The following is a 25,868-nucleotide window of genomic DNA, read 5'->3' as shown; positions in this document are numbered from 1 at the left end:
ACGTTCGACGAGGGAGGAGCATGCGACGCAGGTCGCCCCCTCACGCTATCCGACAGCGTCATCGCACCCCGCGTTCGGCCTTCGCCGATGTCGGCGACTGCTCTTGCCAGGCGGGCTGCGGAGGAGGATCCTTGTCGCACATCGGGGCCGATGGGGCGGACCCCGCAGTATTCGGCTGGGGCAGGCATGGCACTGCAGGACTGGGGACTGACGCGCGAGCAGGTCGAGGCGCTCTCGGCATCGCAACGGGCCGCCTACGAGGCCGCGATCGCCGAATACGACGCGGCCATCGACGCCGCGACGACGCCGTGGGCTCCGATGTCTGGCCTGCCTTTCCCCGTCTCGCCCGACGGGATCCGCGCGATCGCGCGAGTGATCCGGGAGATCGACGGCGAGGGGAGGGTGCCGTGAACGTCTTCTGATCCTGATCTGGCATCACGGATCAGAAGCGGGGCCGCTGGGGAGTGGCCCTGGTGGGGTGCCCCGCCTCTCCCCCTCCGGGGCACCCCACGCCGACCGATCACCTCCGTCCAGCCGGTTTCGGAGATGCTATGGCGGAATCGCGGGCACGGGAGGATGATCATCCCGGGGAGTGTCTCCTGCCCGTCATCGGATGACCGGGCAGGGCGAAGCGGAGGGAAGAGACCGTGAGACTCGACACCAGACCTCGTGATGCGCGCCCCGGGCGGCGCCGACTCATCGCCATCGCCGCGGCTGCGCTGCTGACGCTGATCGGCCTCGTCGCACCGGCCGCGGCCCAGGCCGCCGAGTTGGATGCGATCACCTCGGCGACGATCGTCGAGCCGAGCAGCCAGGTCCACCTCTACGACACGATCCGTCTCGAAGCGACATGGGCGGTGCCGGACACCGCGCAGCCGGGGGACACGTTCTCGTTGAGCTTCCCCACGACGCCTCAGCTCGTCGGCATCTCCTCGACGTTCCAGATGCTGGACCCGGACGGCGCGACCATCGGCACGTGCACCGTCTCCGCGACCGGGATCGCCTGCACACTCAGCGACTACGTGGCCACGCATGACAACGTGCAGGGGACACTCTTCTTCCAGGTGAAAGCCGAGCAGACCACCGAGGACGGCACCCTCACCTTCACCACGGGCGGAGGCGTGCCGATCATCGTCCAGATCCCCGGAGGGGGGATCCTCTCGCAGGAACCGAATCCCGTGCCGACCGACGCGTTGAAGACGGGGTCGCAGACCGTCAACGGCGGAATCGAGTGGTACATCTGGGTCCCCGGCAGCCTTCTGACCGGTCAGAACCCCACGATCGTCGACACCTTCACGCCGGGCCTCACGCTGCTGCCGGGAACGATCTGGCTCGGGCACGTCGCGACCGCCGACTGGAACGGCGGATTCTTCGACCCGTCGCTGTTCACGACGCTGACCCCGGAGACCGACTACTCGCTGACCGTGGACACCGCCAACTCGTTCACCCTCGAGCTCGCTGCCCCGGCACTGGCGGATCACCTCTACCGGCTGCAGTACCAGACCCAGCTTCCTGCCGGCGTGCAGACCGGCGACGTCTTCGAGAACACCGTCACCGGGTCGAGCTTCACCACGACGACGGCGACCCTGACCGTGACGACCGCCGGCGGTGGCGGTGACGGCGACGGTCTCGGCGGGTTCACGGTGTCGAAGGCGATCAGCGGTGAAGGGGCCTCCCTCGTCCCCGACGATGCGAGCTTCATCGTCGACTACTCCTACTCGACGGCCGAAGGCCCGGTGACCGGTTCGCTGACCCTCGCTGCGGACGGCACGACGCAGTCGGTGCAGGGCATTCCCGTCGACACCGTCGTGACGCTCAGCGAGCGCCCGGCGACGCCGGTCGCCGGAGTCGTGTGGGGGGCGTCCGTGTTCGCCGGCGCGGGGGTCACGGTCGTGGACGGCGCCGCGCAGCTCACCATCGGCGACGACACGACCGTCGCCGCCCAGCTCACGAACTCCACCACGCTCGCACCGCCCGCGTTCGGAGGGTTCTCCGTGTCGAAGCAGATCACCGGGAACGCGACCTCCCTCATTCCGGGCGATGCCACGTTCGTCGTCGAATACGCCTACGCCACCGACGAAGGGCAGGTCACGGGGAGTCTCGCGCTCGCCGCAGACGGCGCACCCCAGACGGTGCAGGACCTTCCCGTCGGGACCGTGGTGACACTCACCGAGCGCCCCGCGACCCCTGTCACCGGCGTCGTGTGGGGAGAGCCGGTGTTCTCCGGCCCGGGCGTCACGGTGGTGAGCGGCGGTGCGCAGCTCACGATCGGTGCCGAGACCACGGTCGCGGCGCAGCTCGCCAACCCCGCCGCGCTCGTGCCACCGCCGAGCGATCCGCCGCGGCCTCCCACGGCAGGACTGGCGACCACCGGTGGCGACGCCGGACCGATGGCCGCACTCCTCGCCCTCGCGATGCTGATGGTCGGCGCCGGCATCGTCCTCACGCGCCGAGCGACCATCCGGGCTGCGCAGACGCGGGACGTCACGCGGCGATCCGCCCGCTGAGGTCACGACCCGCGAGGAGGTGCCGGGGGCTCGTCCGTCTCCTCCGGCACGTCCGAGACGCCCGACGACGCACCCGAGGAGGTGTGCGAAGGTGGGGATCGCGGCGCCCGTTCTCGATCCCCGAAAGCGCGCGTAACGACGGGCTCCGAATCGCGCGCGGTCACGGCCGAGCGGGATCCACGGGCGACAGGAGATCAGATGCAGACGCCGAAGTGGTTGCGCCGGGCGGTGGGCATGCCGGGGACGGTCTCGTTCACCGGGATCGAGCCGTCGGTGGTCGCCGCGCTCTCGCTGCTGCCGGACCTCGCGTCCCTCTCGTCGCCGGAGTTCCTGCACCGCGCACAGGCGTTCGACGGCACCCGCCCGGAAGCGCTCGCTCTCGCCGCGGACGCCTCGAGCCGGGGCCTCGGGGTCGTCCCGTTCCGTGAGCAGCTGCGCGCTGCCGCTGCGATGCTCGACGGGTTCGCGGTGGAGATGGACACCGGCGAGGGCAAGACGCTCGCCGGCGCGCTCGCGGCAGCAGGGCATGCGCTCGCCGGGCGCTCCGTGCACGTCATCTCGGTCAACGACTACCTCGCCAGGCGAGACGCGGAGTGGATGCGCCCGCTGTATGCCGCGCTCGGCATACAGGTCGCGGCCGTCGGGGAAGCCAGCACCACCGAGGAGCGGCGCGCGGCGTATCGTGCGGAAGTCACGTATGCGAGTGTCAGCGAGGTCGGCTACGACGTGCTCCGCGATCGGTTCTGCGTCCGTGACGACGACAGGGTGGACCCGAGGATGGACGTGGCCATCGTCGACGAGGCCGACGCCGTGATGATCGACGAGGCGATCGTCCCTCTCGTTCTCGCGGGGAGCACGCCGCACGACGAGGGTGACACGGCGCAGGCCGCCGCCTTCGTCCGGAACATGACAGAAGGCGCCGACTACGTCATCGACGCCGAGGGAGCAACCGTCGGCTTCACCGACGAGGCGCTCGACACCCTCGAGGCCAGGCTGGGAGGCGTGAACCTCTACGCCTCCGCGCACATCCCCACCCTCACCGCGCTCAACCTCGCGCTGCACGCGCGGGTGCTGATGCACCGGGACGTCGACTACGTGATCGAGGACGGGGAGCTCCGACTCGTGAACACGAGCCGCGGACGCATCGCCGACGGCCAACGATGGCCCGACGGGCTGCATGCGGCGGTGGAGGCGAAGGAGGGGCTGCAGGCCAGCGGCTCCGGCGTCATCCTCGACACGCTGACCGTGCAGGACCTGCTTCTGCAGTACCCCTCGCTCACCGGCATGAGCGGGACCATGCTGGCCGTTGCGGATGAACTCATCGAGTTCTACGAGGTACCGTGCGGTCGGGTGGAACGACGTCTCCCCCAGGCCCGCGTGGACGAGCCCGACCTCCTCCTCGACACGGAGGATGAGGTGTTCGCCGCGGTGGCCGCAGAGGTGGAGCGCCGACATGGCCTCGGTCAGCCGGTTCTCGTCGGCACGCAGAGCATCGCGGACTCGGAGGCCGTTGCGGCGAAGCTCACCGCCCGCGGCTTGGAACTGCGGGTGCTCAACGCCAAGAACGACGAGACCGAGGCGCAGACCGTGGCGCGGGCCGGTGAGCGGGACGCCGTCACCATCTCCACGCAGATGTCGGGACGTGGAACCGACATCCTCCTCGGCGGTGCGGATGCCGCCGACCACGATGCCGTCGCCGCGCGGGGCGGCCTCGCCGTGATCCAGGTCGGGCTCTATCCGTCGCGTCGGCTGGATGCGCAGCTGCGCGGACGCGCCGGCAGGCAGGGCGACCCTGGTGTCTCCGTGCGCATCTGCAGTCTCCACGACGATCTGATCGTGACGACGGCGACCAGGACGATCCGCGCGCAGATCGACTCCCCCGCCGCGCTCACGGACAGAGCCCGCCAGCGCATCGTGCGCATTGCTCAGGACATCTCCGAGGCTCTGCGTGCCGACGCGCATCGTGCGACGTGGGGATACAACCGCGCGATCACGAGGCAGCGCCAGACCGTCCTCGCAGAGCGGCGGACCATCTCGACCTCGGACGATCTCCTGGGGGAGCGGATGGGGGACATCCCGGGTCTCGAGGCTGACGACCCCGCCGTGACGGACGCGGTGCGCGAGATCGCCCTCCTCAGCCTGGACGACGTGTGGTGCGAGCACCTCCAGATGCTGCAGTCGGTGCGCGACGGCATCCACCTGCGCGCGCTCGGCGGCCAGAATCCGCTGGATGAGTTCCACCGCCTGGCGCTCGCGGAGTTCGACGGCTTCTTCGATCGTGCCTACGCCGACGCACGGCGGCTGATCTCCGCCACCGGAGCGGTCGACGTCGCTGCCGCGCTCGCCGCGGCACGTCAGCGCCGGCCCTCCGCGACCTGGACCTACATGGTCAGCGACGATCCGCTCGGTGATGCGGCCTCCCGGGCGGCCGACTCGCTTCGCGCGATGTGGGCGGGACGGCGGAAGGGGCGCTGACGACGCGGCACGGGCGCCGTGCGGATCGTCTCAGGCGACGGTGACGTATCCGTTCGAGGAGTCGTCCTCGACGAGGGCGTACGCGAGCACGCCGTCCGCATGGGGCCGTGTCCGACGCCAGATCCGCTCATGACCGCCGGTGGCGTAGTCCAGCACGATCCACTCGGGAACGCTCTGGCCCTCTCGTCCGACGAGGTACGAGGTGCTGCCGAGGGCGACCGAGCCGAGCTGGGCGACGAACTGATCGTCCCTGCGCGACCTCGGCGGCGTGCGGCACAGCTCGACGGGCTGGACGTGCAGGGTCAGCTCGGGCCGGCCTGACCGCGCCCTCATGAGGCGCCACCGGCGCGCGCAGCCAGATCGCGGAGGTCGCGGAGGTCGTGCGTGTCGAGGTAGGCCCGGATGACGTCGTGCACGAGGCGGATCTGCGCCTCGTTGCCCATGGCCGCCTGCACGTCGCCCATCGTCGGAGCCGGCTTGCCGCTCACGCGGTCGAGAGCCTCCCACACGATGTCCTCGCGCGAGCCTCGGCCCATCGAGTGCGGCATCGAGCTGAACACCGGGTTCGGCTTCCAGCCGGTTCGGTTCTCCTCCATCAGTGGTTCCTTCCTCTGTCTCCGGGCACCGTCGGATGCGGGTGCATCCGTGTTCGCGTCTGGGCGCGCAGAACACGCCTCGGGGCGGTATGCCCCCGATGAACGGCGCGCGTTCTGCCGGCCAGGCACCTTCCCTGAGAGCTGTCGGCTGTCGACGGAGGGAAAGACGATCGGGCCGTCCGGTTCCCTCCGACAGTATCACGTTGTTTTGAGTCATTCAAAATAACGGACGCGCCCCGGGGGAGGAAGAAGGCCCGATCCTCCGGGGACCGGGCCTTCGCCGTCGTGCGCGTCAGGCGTGCGGAGCGTCGTTCCAGGACCAGATGTCGTCGCCGCGGAGAACGGCATCCGCCCCGCCGTCGCAGTAGATGGTCTGGCCGGCCATATGGGTGTTGACCGGGCTCGTCAGCCACACGAGCAGCTCGGCGATCGAGGATGCCGGCTGGTGGTAGTTCAGCGGCATCGGCACGGCGGCATCGACCTGCGCCAGACCCTCGGCGCTCGCGAGCAGACCGGCGGTCATGGCCGTCGTGACCGTGCCGGGAGCCACCGCATTGAGGGGGATGCCGGCGCCGGCCCACGCCTCGGACACGGACGCTCTGCGCACCCAGCGGGAGAGTGCCCGCTTGCTCGACGAGTAGTTCAGGAACCCCGCCTCCGGCGTGGCCGCGAGCTGGTCGCCGATCCGCAGCGCCAGGGGCTCGTCACCGGCCAGGGCGGCATCGACGAGCTCGGCGGACACCGGCTGCAACGAGGCCATCGACGACACGACGGCCGCGCGCGGCTGGTCCGCCAGCCGCAGGGTCGGCAGCAGCGCGGTCAGGAAGTCGGTGACGCCGAAGTAGTTGATGGCCATGGTCTTGGCGATCGGCGCGGCGATGCCCGCGCACGCGATGATCGCGTCGATGCCGCCGTCGGTCTCCGCGCGCACCGCCTCCGCGGCGGCGATGCGGCCCTCGGGCGTCGACAGGTCGCCGGCGACCTCCACGCCGGCGAGATCGACGCCGATCACGCTGTGTCCCTGGGTGCGAAGAAGTTCGGCGGTGGCGGCTCCGATGCCGGATGCCGAACCGGTGACGACGTAGGTGCGGGTCATGTTTCCTCCTGGGGTGAGACGGGGGCGGATGGCGACCGGCGAGCGGTCGAGAGCGTCGCCCGGGGCAGGGCGGCGACGAAGCGGGTGAGTTGCGACTGGAACCGGGTGATCTCCTCGGGCGTCCAGTCGGTGAGAGCGCCGCCGACCATCTGCTGCCCGGCGGCGACGAGTCGCGCGTAGGCTTCGACGCCTGCCTCGGTCAGCCGGACCTCGACCGTACGTCCCGAACGCACCCGGTCGAAGAGGCCTCGCGCCGACATGCGCGAGACGAGCTTCGACGTCGTCGGACGCGACAGCGCTCCGCGCTCGGCGAGCTCCCCGAATCCGAGTGATCCGCCGCTCATGCCGAGCAGGTAGAGGGAGCGGACCTCGCCGGCATCGAGAGGGCTGCGGATGCTCTCGGCGACACGGACCTGCAGGTCGCCTTGCGTCCACTCGGCGACCACGTGAACGAGGGCGTCGCGGATGGCCTCGATGTCTTCTTGGGCCTGCATGCCTCTATGGTAGCCCGTCAGTTGCTTGCGGCAACTGTTCGTGCAAACTCGTGATACCGCTTTCGCCTCCTCACCCGGGCTGGGTGAGGAGTGCGGCACATGCCCTAGATCCTCCCCCTCCTGCGCTCCTATACTCCACAGAACATGAACACGTGGTCACCGGCCCAGCCTCACCACTGATCCATCGAAGACGGCGTCGGCGGCCAGCACTCCTTCGTTGCCCCTGCGGGCTTCCCCACGAAACGAGCACCATGCCCACGACGTCATCCGCCTCCGAGCACCGGTTGCGCAGGTTCCTCCTCTCTCTCCTCGCGATCTTCGCGCTGGTCGGAACCGGCATCGTCGTCCCGCAGGCCGCACAGGCAGCCGAGTCGTCGCTCCGCATCGACAAGCGCGTCGACGGTCTGGAGACGCAGGACGCCCTGGGGCCCGGCGATGAATTCACCTACACGGTCGACCTGGTCTGCGACGACGTGGACTGCCTCAACGTCGTGCTGACCGACACGCTCCCGGCCGAGTTCGCCGGGTTCGAGTTCGTCGGCTCGTCGTACACCCCTTCCGACCTGCCGCTCACGGTCACCTCGACCGGATGCGTGGAGGAGGGCGGCGTGCCCGTCGAGGTCACGGACGACTGCACCTTCCAGGTCGTCTTCCAGCAGCCGGTGGACGGCGGGATCGGACTGGAAGCGGGGGGAACCCTGAAACTGAGCCTGGTCCTGCGGGCGCCGCTCGACCTGCCGGCGGACTGGCAGTACAACGGCGACACCGTGACGAACACGGCGACGGCGAACTGGGACAACGGGCCCGGAGACGTCCCCGCGCAGATCACCGACACCGCGGACGCCGTCGTCACCGTCGACACCGTGATCGGCGTCGAGGCGAGCAAGGGCTGGACGCCCGCGTCCCAGCAGTTCGATCCCGGTGAGACGTCGGCGATCACGATCGGCGCGCAGAACCAGTCGAACATCGGCGGGACCTCGCTCGTGATCCAGGAGCCGACGAGTGCCGCGGACGGGGCGACGACTCTGGGAGCCGACAACCCGTTCCGCATCGTCGACTTCGCGGGGTTCGGGGCGACGACGCTGCCGCCGGATGCCACCACGGTCCAGGTCGACGCCTACGTCTATGACGAAGGCTCGGGGACGTGGAGCTGGCAGGCCGGAACGCCGGGGGCCGCTCCCGCCCTGCCTGCCGGGGTCGACGCCGCGGATGTCGGCGGCATCCGGCTCACGTACTCGGGAGGCACGATCGCCGCCGATGCCTCCGCCTCGACGGGCTTCACCGTGGCGCAGCGGGCGACGGACCGGAATGACGACAGCACACTCGCGACGGGTGACACCGTCACCAACAGCATCACCTCGACCGTGAACGCCCCCGGGGGCGCGACGGCGAACGACGACGCCACGGCGCCGTATGAGATCGGTGCGCTGACGGTCGACGTGCTCGCGGGGAAGACCATCACCCCCGCCGAACTCGCGGCCGGCGGAGAAGCCATGGCTCAACTCACCGCGACCAACACCTCGAACGGGCCGGTCGAGACCCTCACGATCTCCGACCTCGACTTCTTCGACGCGGACATGGTGTTCGGCGGATTCCCGTCCGGTATCGACTACCCCGCCGGAGCGACAGCGGGAACGATCACCTGGTACATCGACGGGGTCCCGCAGGCTCCCGTCGCCTTCGCGGACTCCTCGTCACCGGCGCCGCCGCCCGGGACGGTCACGGGTTTCGTGATCGAGTTCACCGGTGAGATGCCCGCGAACACCGTGGCGACGATCGACGTCGCGATCGAACCGAGTCTCTCCCTGGTGAGCACCGAGGTGCCGACGCATCAGCGCACGAACACGGTCGACGTGACGGCGACGAACGACGTGGGCAGCGCCGATGACGCCGCCTCCGACGACATCGCCGTCTACTTCCCGCAGATCGGTGTCTCCCTCGACAAGCGGATCACCCCGGGAGGGGCGGTCGAACCGGGGAACGGCGTGGTCGCGAGTCTGACCGCGACGACCGAGACCGGCGTCGCGCAGGTCGATCCGACGCAGATCGTCGTGGAGGACACCTGGCGGCAGCCGAGTCCCGGCAACGATTTCTGGAACGCGTTCGACATCGTGGCGATCGCCCCGACGCAGGTTCCGCCGAACACCACGGCGACCGTCGAGTACCAGCGGGAAGACGGGACCTGGGTGACGCTCTCCACGGTCAGCACCGGTGCGGAGGCTCAGGTGTTCCAGATGAGCCGGGCGCAGTTCGCGGCCGCGCTGACACCGCCGGACACTCCCTCGGACGTCACCGGCATCCGGTTCACGTTCGACAACCCCGACGGATTCCCGCAGGGCTTCAGCGTCGAACCGAACCTCGTCTTCGAGGCGAGGTCCGACCTGCGTGACGGGTCGGGCCCCACGGACCCGCGCGATGACCCCGAAGACGATCAGTCCGCGCAGCAGCCCACCGTGTACGAGAACGAGGCGTCCGCGCAGAGTCACGGCGAGGTCGACGGTCTTCCCGACGGCATCGACAGCGACGTCGTGACCGACCAGGACACGATCGGCGTGCAGACCCCGGCGACGGGCGAGGGGGCCGGCATCGACGCGAACAAGCGCTGGGTCTCCAGCAGCGACAAGACCACCGACGTCGAATTCATCGATGCGCAGTCCGGAGCCGTCGTCTCGACGCGCAACGAGTGGCGGACGGGGACTCCGGGGATCAGCTCGCTCGTCCTGACCGACCCGGCCACTGCGCCCGACACCGACCCCGCCGGCGCAGCGGACACCGTGTTCCAGGCATTCGATCTGCTGAGCATCGATCCGATCACCCTCGCCGACGATCCCCTCCTGGCCTGGGACGACATCACCGAGGTCTGGCTGTTCGTCGACGGCACGTGGGCGCCGATCGCCCCGCCGGGCGGCTCGTGGATGGGGGCGGACGGGTTCATCGGGTACACGCTCTCCGCCGAGCAGACCGCGGGCACGACCGGTGTGCGACTCGTCTATGCGCCGGACGATGCCGCGCGGGCCGCGAGCACGGACCCGACGAGGCCCGAACCCGGCTCCGGGCTGGCGACCTCGGCGGTCGGGCAGTACCGGCCGACATTCCTCACCTGGGAGCTGCGCAACGTCGTCCGCGACGACAGCGCGACGACCGATCGCTGGGTCAGCGCCGACGAGATCTACAACGGCGACGATCCCGCGGTCGTGTGGAACAGCCTCCGTGGCGACTGGACGTCGACGGCGGGGACCGGCAGCGACACCGAGCAGGACGCCATCACACTGATCGACCAGCTCCCCGGCGTCTCGGTGGACAAGACCGTGACCCCGGCGACCGTGACGATCCCCGAGTCGGCCGACGTGGATCCGGCGAACTATCCCACCGTGGCCTTCGACATCGAGGCCAGGAACGACAGCACGGCGCGCGCCTCCTACCTGCGGGTGACCGACCCGATCCCGTGCGCGGCCGGCGCGGCCGATCAGTGCGTGAGTGCCGCGGACGCCTGGGCCGACGACCCGTTCGACGGCGCGGCCTACGATCCGGCGACGAATCCCTACGAGCGGCTCGACGTGCTGTCCCTCGCCTTCACCTACCCCGCCGACCAGGTCGATCCCGACGCCTCGACCGTGACCCTCTGGGATCGTGCGGCGGGAGGAGCCCTCACCACGCGCACGCTGTCCCTGACGGCCGCGTCCGCGCTCGCCGCGGGTGACCTGACGACGGTCGTGGGCGTGAGCGCCGTGTTCCACGGCATCGATCCCGCGACGGAGGGCGGCAGCATCCGTGCCGGCGCCGACGTCGGTGTGCAGATCGACACACGCGTGCGTCAGTACGAGCGCTCGGACGCGGATCAGCTCGTGGAACCGGGCACCGTCTCCAACGACGTCATCGCGCAGTCGTACGACCCGGTCCTCACGCCGTCGGGTTCGGCATCCACTCCCAACGACACGGCAGCCGACACCGTCGTGCTGATCAGTGCCCTGCTCGACGTGACGCTCGCGAAGACCATCGATCCGGATGCCGTCCTCGAGACCGAGCTGGCCGACCCGGTCACCGTGACGCTGGATGCGACGGATGGTGCGTCGACCGTGGCGACGCAGCAGGTGACCATCACCGACGCCGACACCGGCTTCTGGAACGCGGCGCAGCTCGCACCGGATCCGGCGCTGAACGCCGTGCTGCCCGCCGGCGCGGACCAGGTGCGCATCGACGTGCTCGTCGGCTCGACGTGGGTCGAGGGGGCGTTCGGGGCGACGGCCGCGCTCCCCGCCGGCGTCGATCCCGCGAGCGTCGTCGGCATCAGGGCGGTGTTCCGGAACGCGGCCGGCGAGGTCTTCTCCCGGAACGATCCCCCGGACGACTGGACCGCGCAGCTCGCCTTCGACGTGGTCGTGCTGACGACGCAGCGTGACGGCACCCCGCTCGCGCTGCCGTCCACGCTGCCGAACACGGCGACCGCGGTGAGCGCGCGACTCGACGGCCTGTATGCGCCGGCGGATGACGAGGGCGACGCCACTCTGGCGATCGACCCCGGCACGCATCAGCTGGATGTCGTGAAGTCGCAGCCCGGGACGAGTCACGTCGTCTCCATCGGCGCCAGCCTGCCCTGGACGCTGCAGTTCACGAACACCGGGACCGGTTACGTCACGATCGATCAGCTCGTCGACACCCTGCCGGAGTACCTCGACTGGGACTTCTCCCCGCCGACGTATCAGACCTCCGCGGGCGGGACCCTCTCCACGGACGTGTCGGCGCTGATCGACGACACCGGAAAGAACGTCACGTTCACCTGGCCCGAGGGCGGGGACCGGATGTCTCCCGGTGAGGTCTTCACGATCACCGTGAACCTGGTGCTCGCCCCGGGCCTCTCCCTCGACCAGTTCACGACCAACACGTTCGTCGTGAACACCGCGGAGGATCTCACCGCTTGCACCAACACGTCGGGGAACGGCGAGGGCACGGTTCCCGACCTCGCCGCCGACGAGTGCGGTACGACGAACTACGTGCAGCCCTCGCCCGGTGGCGCCCTCGCGGCGTACAAGTACGTCAAGGGCGAGATCGACGGCGACCTCGTCGACGGCCAGGTCAACCTGAACAACCCCGACGCCGCCTGCCCGCTGGACCCCGACGGATACACCCGCACGCCGTGCGCCGCCTACACCGCGGTGGGAGCGACCGACGACTGGAGGCTGTCCGTCGTCAACAGCGGCACGGTCGGGTTCGAGACCGTGTCGCTCGTCGACCCGCTACCGCGGATCGGGGACCGGCTGCTCGCGACCGGCGCAGCGCGCAACAGCACCTTCGACCCGGTGCTCCTCCCGGAGTCGCTGTCGGCGAACGTGCTGCCTGCCGGGGCGACGCTGACGCTCGACGTTACGACGTCCGCGTCACCCTGCGTGGGAACGGGGCCCACCTCGGCGTGGTTCGACGACCTGCTGTGCGACACCACCGCGACCTGGACTCCCGTGCTCTCCTACAGCGGAGCGTGGGAGGAGGTCACCGGGATCCGCGTCACCATCGACTTCACGGCGACCGACGCCGGGTCGTTCGCACCGGGACAGGTGCTCTCCCTGCACTACGAGACGCAGAACGTCCCGGAATCGGCCGCGTATCCGGACCTCGCTCCGATCACGGTGCCCGATGCCGGCGGCTTCGCATGGAACCAGATGGGTGCCGTGGGGACGGATGCCGGCGGACGCGAGTATTCCGTGGCCCCGGTGCAGGCCGGCGTCACGCTCCTCGACGGCGACCTCGCCGTGCAGAAGGTCGTGGTCGGCGACGAGGGACGAGCACCCGACGCCTTCGACTTCCAACTGGAGTGCACGGTCGCGGGCGTTCCCCTGGTGCTGCCGGCGGACGGCGTCCTCAGCGTCTCGACGCAGAGCGACCTGCGGGCACGCCTCGACGGTCTGCCGCTGGGGTCGACCTGTGCGGTCTCCGAGCGCGGCCCGGTCGGGACCTATGGCGAGGGCTCGAGGCTCGCGGACGGTCAGGTCGTGACGATCACCACTCCTGCCACGCCCGGTGCCGAACCGCCGACGACCCAGACGGCCTCGATCACGAACGTGTACCCGGTGCTCCCGCCGGATCCGGGTCCCGGTCCGGATCCTGATCCGGACGGCCAGGGCGGGGGCGGATTGCCGGCGACGGGATTGGACGGTTCCGCCGTGTCGGTGTTCACCGCACTCGGCGCGCTCCTCCTGCTGGCGGGCGGGCTCCTGATCCGTCGTCGACGAGGAGTCACGGGCTAACCGCGACGACCTGACGGCGGCGAGGGCACGGGGGCTCCCCCGTGCCCTCGCTGCGTCCGTCCGCCTGCTCCCCTCTTGCGGGCACCAGGTCCGAGAGCAATTAATCCCTGATGGCGAGCATGTTCCCGACGTGCTGAGACGAGGGGGAAAACGGCGCTTTGCGTCGGCCTTCCGCTCATGTACAGTAAGCCGCGTCCTAATTAAATTCAGTCTGAGAGTAAATGTGACCAAGGCCCCGTCCCTCCGCGCGTCGAACCGCAGCCGCGTGCTTGCCGAGCTCCTCGCCGGCGCCGAACTCGAGCGCACGCAGCTGGCCGAGAGCACCGGACTCAGCCGAGCGACCGTGTTCCGGGTCGTCGACGATCTGATCGCGTCGCAGCTCCTCCTGGAGCGCAGCGCGCCGCTGAAGACAGGCCCCGGCCGTCCGGCGACCACCGTGCGTCTCAACCCTTCGGCCATGCTCATCGCGGGCATCGATCTGGGCGGCACGAACTGCCGCATCGCCGTGGCGGACGCGCTGGGCAACGCCATCATCCGCGGTCGGTTCAAGACCCCTCGCGAACTGGGCGCCGCCGACTTCGCCGACTGGCTCGCCGCTCGCGTCACCGAACTCGTCGAAGAGCACGGTCAGGGGATCCCCCTCGGCTCCGTCGCGCTGGGGGTGCCCGGTGCCGTGTCCGGCGATCGCAAGCGCATCCTCGGCGCACACAACCTCCCGCAGATGCTGGGTTCGGAGTTCGTGCAGGCCGTCGAAGACGCCTTCGACGTGCCGGTCCACATCGACAACGACTCCAACCTCGCGCTCTACGGCGAACTGGTCTGCGGATCTCTCGACGGCTCGGGCTCCGCCGTCCTCCTCGCACTCGGCACCGGCCTCGGCACGGCGGCGGCGCGCGAAGGACGGGTACTGGCCGGGCCCGACGGCGCCCTCGGCGAGTTCGGCCGACTGCGCATCCCCGGCCGAGCCGAACGTCTGCGCGACCTCGTGTCCGGAGCGGGCCTCGCCGCCTACGCGAAGGCACGCGGTGCCGACATCGCCACGGCAGAAGACCTCTTCGCAGACCCGGAGCGGCACGCCGGGATCCTCGGTGAGGTCCACGAGGCGCTGCTCCATCTCGTGTCGCTGGTCACACTCGCCTACGAGCCCGCGACGATCGTGATCGCGGGCGGCTTCGCCGACGCGTTCGACGACGACATCCTCGACCGGCTGCACACCGAGGTGATCGACATGATCAACGTCGACACCCGAATCCGCCGCAGCGAACTCGGCGGGGCTGCGGGCCTGCTCGGAGCCATGGCGGCCGCGCTCAGTCAGCTGCACACCTCGGTGGGGGTCCTCACCGAACACGCGACCCTCGTGCAGGTCGAACGCGAACGGATCATCCAGGCGCTCGCCTCATCCCCCACGACGGCATAGCCGTCGCTGTCTTCCCCCTCAACGACGAAACGGAGAACGACCATGAAATCCACCCGACTCGCAGGCCTCGCCGCGGGAGCGATCATCGCCCCCCTGGTGCTCGCCGGATGCAGCGGCGCGACGGAGGCGCCGGAGGCCGGTGCCACCAGCGGCACACTCACCGTCTGGATGATGACCGGCGGTCCCGGCGACAAGCCGATCATCGAAGACGTGAATGCGGCCTTCGAGAAGAAGTACCCCGACATGGACGTCAAGGTCGAGATCCAGCAGTGGGACAACATCGCGACCAAGCTCACGACCGCGCTCGCGTCGGGGAACGGCCCCGACATCGTCGAGATGGGCAACACGCAGACCCCGCTGCAGACGTATTCGGGCGGGCTGCTCGACATCACCGACGACAAGGCGTCCTTCGAGGAGTCGGACACCTGGCTCGCGGGTCTCGCCGACCCCTCCACGCTGGACGGCCGTCTCTATGCGACGCCCCTGTACGGCGGCACCAAGGTCGTCATGTACAACAAGCAGATGTTCGCCGACGCGGGCATCAGCGCGCCCCCCGAGACGCTCGACGAGCTGATGGCCGTCTGCGGCACGCTCGCGACCGCGAACGCCGCCACCGACAACTTCTCCGGCTTCTACATGCCGGGGCAGTACTACTTCGCCGGAGTGCCGTTCATCTTCGGAGCCGGCGGCGACGTGGCCGTGCAGAAGGACGGCGAGTGGACGGCCACCATGAGCTCGGCGAAGGCGGTCGAGGGCCTCACCGCGTTCAAGGACTTCCAGAACACGTGCTCGACCCCGTCATCGGTCGGCGTGAACACCAACAACCCGGATCAGACGCAGATCTTCGCCGACGGCCAGGCGGCCATGGCGTACGTGCGCGGCTGGGAGCCGGCGGCCGTCGTCGAGAAGAACCCGGAGATGGAGGGGAACATCGGCTACTTCATCATGCCCGGCTACACTGCCGACGAGCCCCTGCCCGTGATCGTCGCCGGCTCCACGATCGGCATCGCCGCCGACACGAAGTTCCCCGAGGCGGCGAAGGACTATCTGCGCATCATCACGGGCGCGGACATGCAGGCGCGCTTCGGCTCCGAGCTCAACCTCATCCCGATCTCGCCCGCGTTCACGCCGGAGGACATGCCGGAGCACATGCTGATCGCGAGCGAGGCGGCCAAGAGCAACAAGTCGCTGCCGGCGAGCCCCGGGCAGTCGACCCTGGAGAGTGAGCGCTACAACGAGCAGTTCTTCGCCTCGATCGTCGGCGGAGCAGATCTCGAGAAGGCCGCAGCCGACTACGACACCTACGTCACCAAGACGCTCAACGCGTACGGCGACTGACGAAGAAGAGAGCATGACGAAACTCGCACCAGCCCCCGATCCCGTCCGGTCCCCGCGACCGGGCGGGGTCGGCCCGGCCCGACGCCGCAGGGGACGCGACTCCGCACTGCCGTACCTGATGATCGCCCCCGCGGCGATCGTGCTGCTCGTGATCCTCGGCTACCCGATCGTCCGCCTGGCGGTGCTGAGTTTCCAGAAGTACGACTCCCGCTCGCTGTTCACCGGCGAGTCCCCCTTCGTCTTCCTCGACAACTACGTCGAGGTGCTCGGCGACCCCGAGTTCTGGATGGTGCTGTGGCGCACGTTCGCCGTCACCCTGCTGTGCGTCTCGCTGCTCATGGTGATCGGGTTCCTGCTCGCCCAGCTGCTGCTCCGCGTGTCCGGCTGGGCGCGTCTCACGCTCACGATCTGTCTCGTGCTCGTGTGGGCCATGCCGATGGTCGCCGCCGCGCTGATCTGGCAGTGGCTCTTCCAGCCGCAGTACGGGGTCGTGAACTGGATGCTCACCCAGGTGGGCGTCTTCGGCGACCTGCGTGCGCACGACTGGTTCTCCGACCCGGTGCAGGCCCTCGCCCTGATCACCCTGCTGATCGTCTGGAAGGGTCTGCCGTTCGTCGTGCTGACCATGTACGCGGCACTCGGGCAGATCCCCTCGTCGATGTACGAGGCAGCGGGGCTCGACGGCGCGAACGCGGTCGACACGGTCCGCCACATCACGATCCCGATGATGCGCCCCGTGCTGGCGATCCTCATCGTGCTCGAGGTCATCTGGTCGGTCAACTCGTTCACGCCGTTCTGGGTGCTCACCCAGGGTGGGCCGTCCGGGCAGACCACCACCCTCGCGGTGTACTCGTACACCACAGCCTTCAGCGCGAACGACTACGGCGGAGGTGCCGCGATCTCGATGATCACCGTGGGCCTGCTCGCCGCGTTCGCGGTGTTCTACGTCCGACGCCAAGTGAAGCAGGTGGATGTCCGATGAGCCGCAGCGGATACATGAGTCGGCGTCGTGCCGTCGCGAACACGATCGCGGTCGTCGTCGCCGTGGTGATGATCTTCCCCGTCTACTGGATGTTCAACACGGCATTCAAAGAGCCCGGCAGCATCATGAGCCAGACGCCGCAGTTCTTCCCCTGGCCGATCAGCGTCGACAACTTCGCGCGGGCGCTGGAGTCGTCGAACTTCTGGGTGTTCTTCCGCAACTCGCTCGTCGTGTCCCTCGCGACGGTCGTGCTGTCGATGGCCGTCGCTCTCGGCGCATCGTTCGCCAGTGCGCGGTTCTCGTTCATCGGCCGCAAGGTGCTGCTGGTCGTGCTCGTGCTCGTGCAGATGATCCCGGGGTCGGCGATGGTGATCCCGCTGTACCTCATGCTCCGTCAGGTCGGCGCGCTCGACTACCTCCCCGGCCTCGTGCTCACCTACCTCACCTTCGTGCTGCCGTTCGCGATCTGGACTCTGCGCGGCTTCGTGGAGGGGATCCCGGTCGAACTCGAGGAAGCGGCGATGGTCGACGGGCTCAGCCGCTTCGGCGCCTTCATCCGTGTCGTGCTGCCCCTGCTCGCCCCCGGTGTGGTCGCCACATCGATCTTCGCCTTCATCAACGCCTGGGACGACTATCTCTTCGCGTACGTGATCATGCGCTCCCAGGAGAACTACACCCTGCCGGTCTGGCTCGTCTCGTTCCAGACGTCGGAGGGTGTCGACTACGGCGCCATGATCGCCGCCTCCGCCATCTTCTCGATCCCCGTGCTCATCTTCTTCCTGCTCGTGCAGCGTCGACTCGTCGCCGGGATGACCAGCGGCGCCGTCAAGGGCTGACCCTCTTCTCTCAAGGAGCTCCATCCATGACCGACATCGCCCGCCTCGCCCACGGCGTCCTCTTCCCCGGCGTCGGGCGCACCCGTCTCCCCCGGTGGGCAGCTCCCCGCATCGCTGCGGGTCTCGGAGGGTTCGTCGTCTACGGACGCGACATCGTCTCCGCCACGCAGGTGCGTGAGCTCACCGCCGCCATGCGGGCCGAGAATCCGCGCCTGCACCTGGCGACGGACGAGGAGGGAGGAGACGTCACCCGACTCGAGAACGCCGGCGGGATCTCGGTGCCGGGCAACTACGCGCTCGGCGCCCTCGACGACGAGGAGACCACCTGGCGTGCCGCACGGCAGATCGGCCTGTCGTTGCGTCAGGCGGGCATCGACTGGGACCTCGCCCCGGCCGTCGACGTCGCCGTCAACCCGTTCAGCCCGAACGGCATCCGCACCTTCGGTGCAGACCGTGCGCAGGTGAGCCGGCACGCGGCCGCCTGGGTGCGTGGACTGCAGTCGACCGGTGTCAGCGCCTGCGCCAAGCACTTCCCCGGGCACGGGCTCAGCGGAACCGACGCGCACCTGGGCACGCCCCAGGTCGACCTGTCGCGTGAGGATCTCATCGAGCACTACCTCGACCCGTTCCGCGCGGCGATCGACGCCGAGGTCGACAGCATCATGGTGTCGCATGTGCGTCTGTCGCAGATCGACGAGCTCCCGGCATCCATCAGCCGCCCGGTCATGACGGGCCTGCTGCGCGACGAACTGCGGTTCGATGGCGTGATCATCACGGATGCGCTCGAGATGCGCGGGGTGCGGGACTACGCGCAGATCGGCGATGCGGCCGTGCTCGCGCTCGCCGCGGGTGCGGATGCCCTGTGCCTGGGGTCGTGGTCGTTCGGGGAAGACGTCGACACGGTCGTCGCCGCGATCTCCGGTGCCGTCGACGACGGACGCCTGAGCGTCGAGCGGCTGGAGGAGGCGAACGACCGTCTGGCCCGCATGGGGTCTCGTGAGGGGGATGTCGACGAGCCGGACGCCGCATACGGCGAGCAGCTCGCACGCGAGGTGATCTCGGTCGGCGGAGATGCCGCGGTGACCACGGAGAACATCCTCATCGTGCGTCTCGATCCGGTCGCGTCCCCCGCGGCAGGACGGGCCGAGGGCGACGTGGAGCGCTTCCTCCTCGAAGCCGGCCGCAACGTCGAGACCATCCGCCTCTCCGCCGACACGTATGCCGGCGAGCAGATGCTCTCCGGCGCGCTGTCGGAGTTCGCGGAGGAGTACGGCGACGACGGCACTCTCGTCCTCCTGCTGCGCAGCCCCCATCGCTTCGACTGGCAGGAACCCGTGATCGCCGCGATCAGGGCGAAGCGCCCCGACGCGATCGTCCTGGACATGGGTGTGCAGCATGACGACTACTCCGACTTCCGTGCCTGGGTCCGCAGCTACGGCTCGTCGCGCGCCTGCGCTCGCGCGGCCGCGGAGGTGCTCCTCGGGCGATGAGCGTCATTCGCGCACGGCACGTCGTGACCCCCGACGGAATCGTCGACGGGTGGCTCCGCACCGACGGCGGTGCCATCGTGGAGATCGGACGGGGCGACCCGCCGTCGGGGCCCGCCCTCGTCGACGCGGGGGACGGCTGGGTCGTCCCGGGATTCGTCGACCTGCACTGCCACGGCGGTGACGGTGCCTCGCTGTACTCCGGCACGCGGGAGGACGTCGCCGTGGTCGCACGCGGGCACCTCGCCGCGGGAACGACGTCGATGTTCGCCTCGATCGCGACGATGCCGCCCGAGGCGATGCTCCGGGCGGCCGACGACATCCTCGCCGTGGTTCGGGCCGGAGAAGCCCCGAACATCGTGGGTGTGCACTTCGAAGGACCGTTCCTCTCCGCCCGGCGCAGAGGGGCGCAGCAGGAGTCGGCGCTGCAGCTTCCGTCGGCAGAGCTTCTCGATGAGCTCCTCGAACGGGTGGGCGGGCTCCCGGTCATCATGACCATCGCCCCGGAGCTGCCGCGGGCGACCGAGCTCATCGCGACATATGCCGATCGAGTCATATTCGCACTCGGGCACAGTGACGCGACGTTCGACGAGGGAGTCGCCGGGATCGATGCCGGGGCGCGCCTCGTCACCCATGCCTTCAACGCGATGCCGCCTCTGGACCATCGTCACCCGGGTCTCGTGGGGGCGGCGCTGACGGATCCCCGGGTCCGTATCGAACTCATCGCCGACGGGCACCATCTGCACGACACCGTCCTCTCCTTCGCCGTGTCGGCCGTCGGACCTTCGCGCGGAATCCTCGTCACGGATGCGTCGGCGGCGGCGGGGCTGAGCGACGGAGACCACGATTTCCCCGATCGCCTCGTCACGGTGCGTGACGGCCGGGTCTCTCTGCGGGGAACGCCGACGCTGGCGGGTTCCACGCTGCGGCTCGCCGCGGCGCACGCCAGGATGATCCGGCTCGGCACGTCCGCCGAAGATGCGGTGCGGCTGTCGTCGACCAACGCCTCGGCGCTGGTCGGCCTCGCCGATCGCGGGGCGCTCCGGGTCGGGGCTCGTGCCGACGTCGTCGCCCTGGATCCGGAGCTCCGTGTCACCGCCGTCGTGCACGGTGGCCGACTCCTGTCGACTGTCGGCTGACCGCCGCCGGCCGCCCTTTCGTCGGCCGTGCTTTCGTCGCGTCCCGGTGGAGCGCGGCATCACACCCGCTCGGCGGGAGAAGGAGATCGATGTGCCTGAGTCTGCGCAGCATCGGGAGCCCCGCGCCTACGTCGCGTTCGTCGGCATCGGACTGGCGGCGGGACTGCTGTCGGGGATGTTCGGTGTCGGAGGCGGGGCGGTCATCGTCCCGCTGCTGGTGCTGCTCGCGGGGTTCGATCAGCGGCGGGCCGCCGGCACCTCTCTGGCGGCCATCGTGCCGACCGCCGGCATCGGTGTCATCTCCTATGCGACGCTCGGCCAGGTCGCCTGGGTGCCCGCGGTCATCCTCGCCGCGGGGGCCATCGTCGGTGCGCAGATCGGCGCACGACTGCTTCCGAAGGTGTCGCAGACGGTGCTGCGATGGGGCTTCGTCGGCTTCCTCCTCGCGGTCATCGTGAGTCTGTTCCTGCTCGTGCCGTCGCGCGACGCGGTCTTCGAGATCGGATGGCTGAACGCACTCGCACTGGTGGGTCTCGGCCTGGGCACGGGAGTGGTCTCCGGGCTCATCGGCGTCGGCGGGGGCATCATCGTCGTCCCCTTCCTGATGTTCGTGTTCGGCGCCAGCGACCTCACCGCCAAGGGCACGTCCCTGCTGATGATGATCCCGGCCGCGCTGTCCGGGACGTTCGGCAACCTGCGGACCGGGAATGTGGAGCTCGTGCCGGCGGTGATCATCGGTGCGGCAGCCTGCACGACCACCGCGCTCGGTGCGTGGTTCGCCACACTCGTCGACCCGGGCACGGCCAATGCCCTGTTCGCGGTGTTCCTCGTGGTCATCGCGACGCAGATGGCGATCAAGGCTGTGCGAGGGCGCCGCTCACGGTGACGGGGGGCCGCGGTTCCCGCAGCCCGGACGCGTGAAGGCGAGGACGGCTCGGCGGGATCGAGACGAGATCCCGCCGAGCCGAGCTCAACGGAAGAGCACGATGACGTAGACCGCGAACGTCACCAGATGCGCGGCGCCGTGCATGGCGGTCACCCGCTTCGCGGCGAATGTCGTCACCGACAACAGCAGTGTCACGCCCAGCATCAGCAGGTTCGCCGGCGATTCTGCGAGGACCACGGTCTGGCCGGTGAACATGCCGATGATCAGGACAGCAGGAATGGTCAGGCCGACGGTGGACACCAGGGCTCCGAGGCCGAGGTTGTTCACGCGCTGGGCTTCGCCGCCGAGAGCGGCGCGCACCGCGGTGATCGACTCCGGCAGGAACACGATGCCCGCGATGACCACGCCTGCGAGGGCGACGGGCGCGCCGAGGCGACCGAGCCCGTCGTCGAGCAGCGCGGCCATGTCGTGCGACAGGAGCACGATGGGGATCACGGTGACCACCAGCAGCGCGAGACGGACGAGGACCTCGGTGCGGTGCTCGGTGAGAACCTGACGGATCCCCCCGGTGTCCTCGACCTTCTCCTGGCGCTGCGGACTCTGCAGCAGACGGGGGTCGACCTCGGTGAAGTCGCTCGCCTGCGCGCCCATCTGTCGGTACAGGAAGAAGGCGTACAGCACGAGGGTGAGGATGATGATCGGGATCTCCTGCGCCGTCGTGTACGAGCCGTCCGTGCCGATCAGGGCGGGGAGGGCGAACGCGAGCGCGACGAGCACGACCAGCATCGACAGATACGCCGAGGTGCCGGTGCGGTTGTGGGCCATGCCGCGATGGCGGAGTCCGCCGAGGAGGAGCGCGAGACCGATGACGAGGTTCATGATGATCATCGCGACCGCCATGACCGAGTCGCGGGCGATGGTCGCGTGCTCACCCGGACCGAGCATGACCGCGGAGATCAGGATGACCTCGATGAGCACGATCGACAGGGTCAGCACGAGCGAGCCGTAGGGGTCGCCGAGCCGATGTGCGAGAGCCTCGGCCTGCTTCACGACGCCGAACGCGGCGACGAGGATCACCGCGATGATCGCCGAGAGCGCGATGATGAGGACCGGGCCGGGCACGGGGGCCGCCAGCACCGGGTGGAGGAGGAGGAGAGCCGCGAAGGCGCCCCATCCCAGGACGACGCGGACGATGTCCGTGACGCCGATCAGCTGCTTCAGTTCCGTGCGTGACATCGCCGGACTCCTTCGAGGTGGGGCCGTCCCCGAATGATAACCACGACCGGGTCGTCCCGGCCGCAGCGCTGTGTCAGCGCACTGCATCTGATGGTACGCGGTCGATGGGGGCGGATGTCCGCGGGATCGACTGCGGTGAGGTCACTCCGGAGCGGAGGGGTGGGAGAGCACGTGGATGTCGCGCTCGACGTCACGTCGGAATGCCGATTCACGGCGATGACGGCGTTCGACGCAGGCCCACTGCCCGGTCGCCCAGATGAGGAATCCCGCTGAGAGGACCAGCTCGAGCCAGATCCCCCGGATGCCGACGGAGAGCGCGGCGGCGCCGACCATCGAGAACGAGACGATGCAGAGTGCGAGCGTGGCGCGGGCGGGTCGTGCTTCACGGGACACGACCCAGAGGGGCCAGGTGGATGTTCGGTTCACGGGAGACTCCTGTCGGGGTCGTCCCCGGTCTGTCTCGCTGTCGGAGGTCGTCCTCCGTCGTCATCCTGCCTTTCCAGGGTAGCAAACGCCGGCGACGTCTCGCCGGCTCCGCACATACCGACGTTCTCTGGTAGCTTGGCGGCAGGTTCACCTCACGAACCTGCGGACGAGGGCGCAGTACCCGCAAAGCGACAAGACTGACCAGAAGGTCGTCTCGTGTTGCCCTGTGCGTGTGGAAACGCCTCGCATCCTCTCCGCCGTCCGGCGGGGACGTCTCCTCTTCGCGCGTCGCGGCCGCCGTCCTCCGGCGCTCTGCGGCGATGCGCGCGTCTGCGCCTGCACCCCGAGCACTCCCTGGCCCCCCACGACCGAAGAGGATCGCACCATGTCCCGTGAGTCCCCGACTCTCGACCAGACGGCACCGAAGAAGGCGCAGCCACCCCTCGGCGGGCGCTTCGTCGGCGCCGCGTCGAACTACATCGATGAGCGCACCAGCGTCTCCGGGCTCCTCAAGGAGCTGAGCCGCAAGGTCTTCCCCGACCACTGGTCCTTCATGCTCGGCGAGATCGCTCTGTGGAGCTTCGTCGTGGTGTTCATCTCCGGAACCTTCCTGACGTTCTTCTTCCAGGCCTCGATGGTGCCCACTCACTACACGGGTGCCTATGCACCGATGCGCGGGATGGAGATGACGGCGGCGTTCGACTCGGCGCTGCGCATCTCGTTCGACATCCGTGGTGGGCTCCTGGTGCGGCAGATCCACCACTGGGCGGCACTCGTGTTCGTGGCAGGCATCGGCCTGCACATGCTCCGGGTGTTCTTCACGGGTGCGTTCCGCAAGCCGCGCGAGCTGAACTGGGTGATCGGCTTCATCCTGTTCATCCTGGCGATGGCCGAGGGCTTCACCGGCTACTCGCTCCCCGACGACCTGCTCTCGGGCAACGGCCTGCGCATCATCGACGGCATGATCAAGGGCCTCCCCCTGATCGGCACATGGACCTCGTTCATGCTGTTCGGCGGCGAGTTCCCCGGCACCGACATCGTCGGCCGGCTCTACACGCTGCACATCCTCATCCTGCCGATGCTCGTCATCGCGCTCATCGTGGTGCACCTGATGCTGATGATCATCAACAAGCACACGCAGTTCGCCGGCCCCGGCCGCACGAACGACAACGTGGTCGGCTACCCGATGATGCCCGTCTACGCGGCGAAGATGGGCGGCTTCTTCTTCATCGTGTTCGGGGTGATCGTGCTGCTGGGCACCTTCTTCCAGATCCTGCCGTTCTGGATCTACGGCCCGTACGACCCCTCGCCGATCTCGGCGGGCACACAGCCGGACTGGTACATCGGTTTCGCCGACGGCGCCCTGCGCCTCGCGCCGCCCAACTGGGACGTCGTGATGTTCGAACGGACGTGGTCGTTCGGGATCATCGTCCCGGTCGCGGTGATGGGACTGTTCATCGTCACGGTCGCGATCTATCCGTTCCTCGAGGCCTGGGTCACGGGCGACAAGCGCGAGCACCACATCGCGGAGCGCCCTCGCAACGCCGCCACCCGCACCGCCATCGGCGTCGCCGGAATGATCTTCTACGCGGTCCTGTGGGCGGCGGCGTCGTCCGACCTCATCGCGACGCACTTCATGCTCACGATGGAAGGCGTCATCCACACGCTGCAGGCCCTGCTCGTCCTGGGCCCGATCCTCGGCTACTTCGTCACCAAGCGCATCTGCCTCGCGCTGCAGAAGAAGGACCGCGAGATCGTGCTGCACGGATTCGAATCGGGACGCATCGTGCGGCTCCCCGGTGGCGAATTCGTCGAGGTGCACCAGCCGGTCGACGAGTACGACCGTTGGAAGCTCATCGACGTCGAGAGCTATGAGCCTCTCGTGGTGCGACCGAACGCCAAGGGACGCATCCCGTGGACGGAGAACCTCCGCTCCTCGATCTCCCGCTGGTTCTTCGAAGACCGCCTCGCGCCGCTCACGCAGGCCGAGGTGGAGGCGGCAGACGCGCACCGCGCACACGCCCCGGATGAGGTCGAGGCGGCGTCGATGACCGATGTGGTGGACAGCGGGAATGCCGACCGTCGAGAGGACTGATCGCTGGCGTCCGAGTGCGGCGTTCGGGCTCTGTGTCTCCGGCGTCGTGCTCGGGTTCGTCATCGGAGGATTCCAGGGCGCATTCGGGGCCTTCGTCGTCGCCGTCGGCGTCATGGCCGTTCGTCGAGCGCGCAGGAATCAGGCATCCATTCCGCGAGCGGCATGTACCTTCCTGGTGCTGGATCGGAGCGACGATCCTGTCGCCGCGATGCTCTTCCGGCTGCCGGACGGCGATACCGAGGCGGTGACGGATCACCTGCGAGAGCGGGGCTGGAGCACCCTCGAGCCCCCTCTGGACGGCCCACTCGCTCCAGTCGGACGAGTCGGCGTCGCCTTTCAGGGGGATCGGATCCTGGCGGTGCACGATCTCCGAGGCATCGGCGCGCGCCCGATCCTTCTGGCCGACCGGGTGACCGATCTCCCCCCGGATTGGGGCCGGGCGGCGCAGCAGTCGGGCTACGTGCTCCTCCTCGTCGAGGAGGCCGGAACCGCCCCGGGCGCGGCCCCGTCGCTGGGCGCATACGCGCTCCTGCAGGGCATGGACCACGCCGGACGGTCGTGATTTTTTTCCCGGTCCGACAGAAATTTGACTTCCTGTGGTTCCGGGCTATGGTCAGAG

General features: G+C 69.1%; 19 protein-coding genes and 1 riboswitch. Of the genes, 13 read left to right on the top strand and 6 right to left on the bottom strand.

All coding sequences use genetic code 11. The features are described from left to right. Positions 1–186: 186 nt before the first annotated feature. From CQ042_RS03020 to secA2, 3 genes are all read left to right on the top strand, one after another. Positions 187–411 carry a hypothetical protein gene (locus CQ042_RS03020; protein WP_105668754.1) on the top strand — a complete coding sequence of 75 codons (225 nt, stop codon included), beginning with the start codon at positions 187–189 and terminating at the stop codon, positions 409–411. 236 nt (positions 412–647) lie between these two features. Further along, positions 648–2,507: a DUF5979 domain-containing protein gene (locus tag CQ042_RS03015; RefSeq protein ID WP_105668753.1), complete on the top strand. Its 1,860-nt coding sequence runs from the start codon at positions 648–650 to the stop codon at positions 2,505–2,507. Positions 2,508–2,705: 198 nt separating this feature from the next. Next, complete coding sequence (gene secA2, locus CQ042_RS03010; RefSeq protein ID WP_105668752.1) at positions 2,706–4,982, top strand: accessory Sec system translocase SecA2; 2,277 nt, start codon at positions 2,706–2,708, stop codon at positions 4,980–4,982. A gap of 30 nt (positions 4,983–5,012) precedes the next feature. On the opposite strand, the gene CQ042_RS03005 is transcribed toward secA2, so the two are convergent. The 4 genes from CQ042_RS03005 to CQ042_RS02990 form a co-directional block, all read right to left on the bottom strand. Further along, complete coding sequence (locus tag CQ042_RS03005; protein ID WP_105668751.1) at positions 5,013–5,315, bottom strand: hypothetical protein; 303 nt, start codon at positions 5,313–5,315, stop codon at positions 5,013–5,015. After that, positions 5,312–5,578: a hypothetical protein gene (locus tag CQ042_RS03000; protein ID WP_105668750.1), complete on the bottom strand. Its 267-nt coding sequence runs from the start codon at positions 5,576–5,578 to the stop codon at positions 5,312–5,314. The genes CQ042_RS03005 and CQ042_RS03000 overlap by 4 nt, the downstream gene beginning before the upstream one ends. 292 nt (positions 5,579–5,870) lie before the next feature. Beyond that, a complete protein-coding gene (locus CQ042_RS02995) occupies positions 5,871–6,674 on the bottom strand; it encodes an SDR family oxidoreductase (protein WP_105668749.1) in 804 nt (267 codons plus the stop codon). After that, positions 6,671–7,168: a MarR family winged helix-turn-helix transcriptional regulator gene (locus CQ042_RS02990; RefSeq protein WP_105668748.1), complete on the bottom strand. Its 498-nt coding sequence runs from the start codon at positions 7,166–7,168 to the stop codon at positions 6,671–6,673. The genes CQ042_RS02995 and CQ042_RS02990 overlap by 4 nt, the downstream gene beginning before the upstream one ends. A 251-nt stretch (positions 7,169–7,419) precedes the next feature. Between CQ042_RS02990 and CQ042_RS20660 the strand changes: the two genes are divergently transcribed. The 8 genes from CQ042_RS20660 (at position 7,420) to CQ042_RS02950 (ending at position 21,492) form a co-directional block, all read left to right on the top strand. Then, the gene (locus CQ042_RS20660; RefSeq protein ID WP_105668747.1) at positions 7,420–13,407 is read left to right on the top strand and encodes a DUF5979 domain-containing protein; all 5,988 of its coding nucleotides are present in this window, start codon (positions 7,420–7,422) and stop codon (positions 13,405–13,407) included. Between the two features lie 223 nt (positions 13,408–13,630). Further along, a complete protein-coding gene (locus CQ042_RS02980) occupies positions 13,631–14,824 on the top strand; it encodes an ROK family transcriptional regulator (protein WP_105668746.1) in 1,194 nt (397 codons plus the stop codon). Between the two features lie 42 nt (positions 14,825–14,866). Continuing rightward, positions 14,867–16,162: an extracellular solute-binding protein gene (locus CQ042_RS02975; protein ID WP_105668745.1), complete on the top strand. Its 1,296-nt coding sequence runs from the start codon at positions 14,867–14,869 to the stop codon at positions 16,160–16,162. 13 nt (positions 16,163–16,175) lie between these two features. Beyond that, entirely contained in the window at positions 16,176–17,144 is a 969-nt protein-coding gene (locus CQ042_RS02970; RefSeq protein ID WP_105668744.1) for a carbohydrate ABC transporter permease, read from the top strand. Next, positions 17,141–17,980 (top strand): carbohydrate ABC transporter permease, encoded by an 840-nt coding sequence (locus CQ042_RS02965; RefSeq protein WP_219844797.1) that lies wholly within the window; start codon positions 17,141–17,143, stop codon positions 17,978–17,980. The genes CQ042_RS02970 and CQ042_RS02965 overlap by 4 nt, the downstream gene beginning before the upstream one ends. Positions 17,981–18,006: 26 nt before the next feature. After that, positions 18,007–19,470, top strand: a complete 1,464-nt coding sequence (locus CQ042_RS02960) for a glycoside hydrolase family 3 protein (protein ID WP_105668743.1) — start codon at positions 18,007–18,009, stop codon at positions 19,468–19,470. Then, positions 19,467–20,606, top strand: a complete 1,140-nt coding sequence (gene nagA, locus CQ042_RS02955) for an N-acetylglucosamine-6-phosphate deacetylase (RefSeq protein WP_105668742.1) — start codon at positions 19,467–19,469, stop codon at positions 20,604–20,606. The genes CQ042_RS02960 and nagA overlap by 4 nt, the downstream gene beginning before the upstream one ends. 91 nt (positions 20,607–20,697) lie before the next feature. Next, entirely contained in the window at positions 20,698–21,492 is a 795-nt protein-coding gene (locus tag CQ042_RS02950) for a sulfite exporter TauE/SafE family protein (RefSeq protein WP_258131985.1), read from the top strand. Between the two features lie 84 nt (positions 21,493–21,576). Here the strand turns inward: CQ042_RS02950 and CQ042_RS02945 are convergent, their stop codons facing one another. Together CQ042_RS02945 and CQ042_RS02940 are read right to left on the bottom strand one after the other, a co-directional pair. Then, entirely contained in the window at positions 21,577–22,728 is a 1,152-nt protein-coding gene (locus CQ042_RS02945) for a calcium:proton antiporter (RefSeq protein ID WP_105668741.1), read from the bottom strand. A 141-nt stretch (positions 22,729–22,869) separates the two neighbouring features. Continuing rightward, entirely contained in the window at positions 22,870–23,154 is a 285-nt protein-coding gene (locus tag CQ042_RS02940; protein WP_105668740.1) for a hypothetical protein, read from the bottom strand. Positions 23,155–23,294: 140 nt separating this feature from the next. Further along, a riboswitch (guanidine-III (ykkC-III) riboswitch) is annotated at positions 23,295–23,360 on the top strand. 179 nt (positions 23,361–23,539) lie between these two features. Between CQ042_RS02940 and CQ042_RS02935 the strand changes: the two genes are divergently transcribed. Then, positions 23,540–25,249 (top strand): ubiquinol-cytochrome c reductase cytochrome b subunit, encoded by a 1,710-nt coding sequence (locus CQ042_RS02935; RefSeq protein ID WP_258131984.1) that lies wholly within the window; start codon positions 23,540–23,542, stop codon positions 25,247–25,249. After that, entirely contained in the window at positions 25,227–25,811 is a 585-nt protein-coding gene (locus CQ042_RS02930; RefSeq protein ID WP_105668739.1) for a hypothetical protein, read from the top strand. Before CQ042_RS02935 ends, CQ042_RS02930 begins: the two co-directional genes overlap by 23 nt. The last annotated feature ends 57 nt before the right edge of the window (positions 25,812–25,868 follow it).

Source organism: Microbacterium sp. MYb62, assembly GCF_002979475.1.
GTDB lineage: Bacteria > Actinomycetota > Actinomycetes > Actinomycetales > Microbacteriaceae > Microbacterium.
The sequence above is the reverse complement of the archived record's forward strand: the minus strand, read 5'-3'. Positions and strand labels throughout refer to the sequence as shown.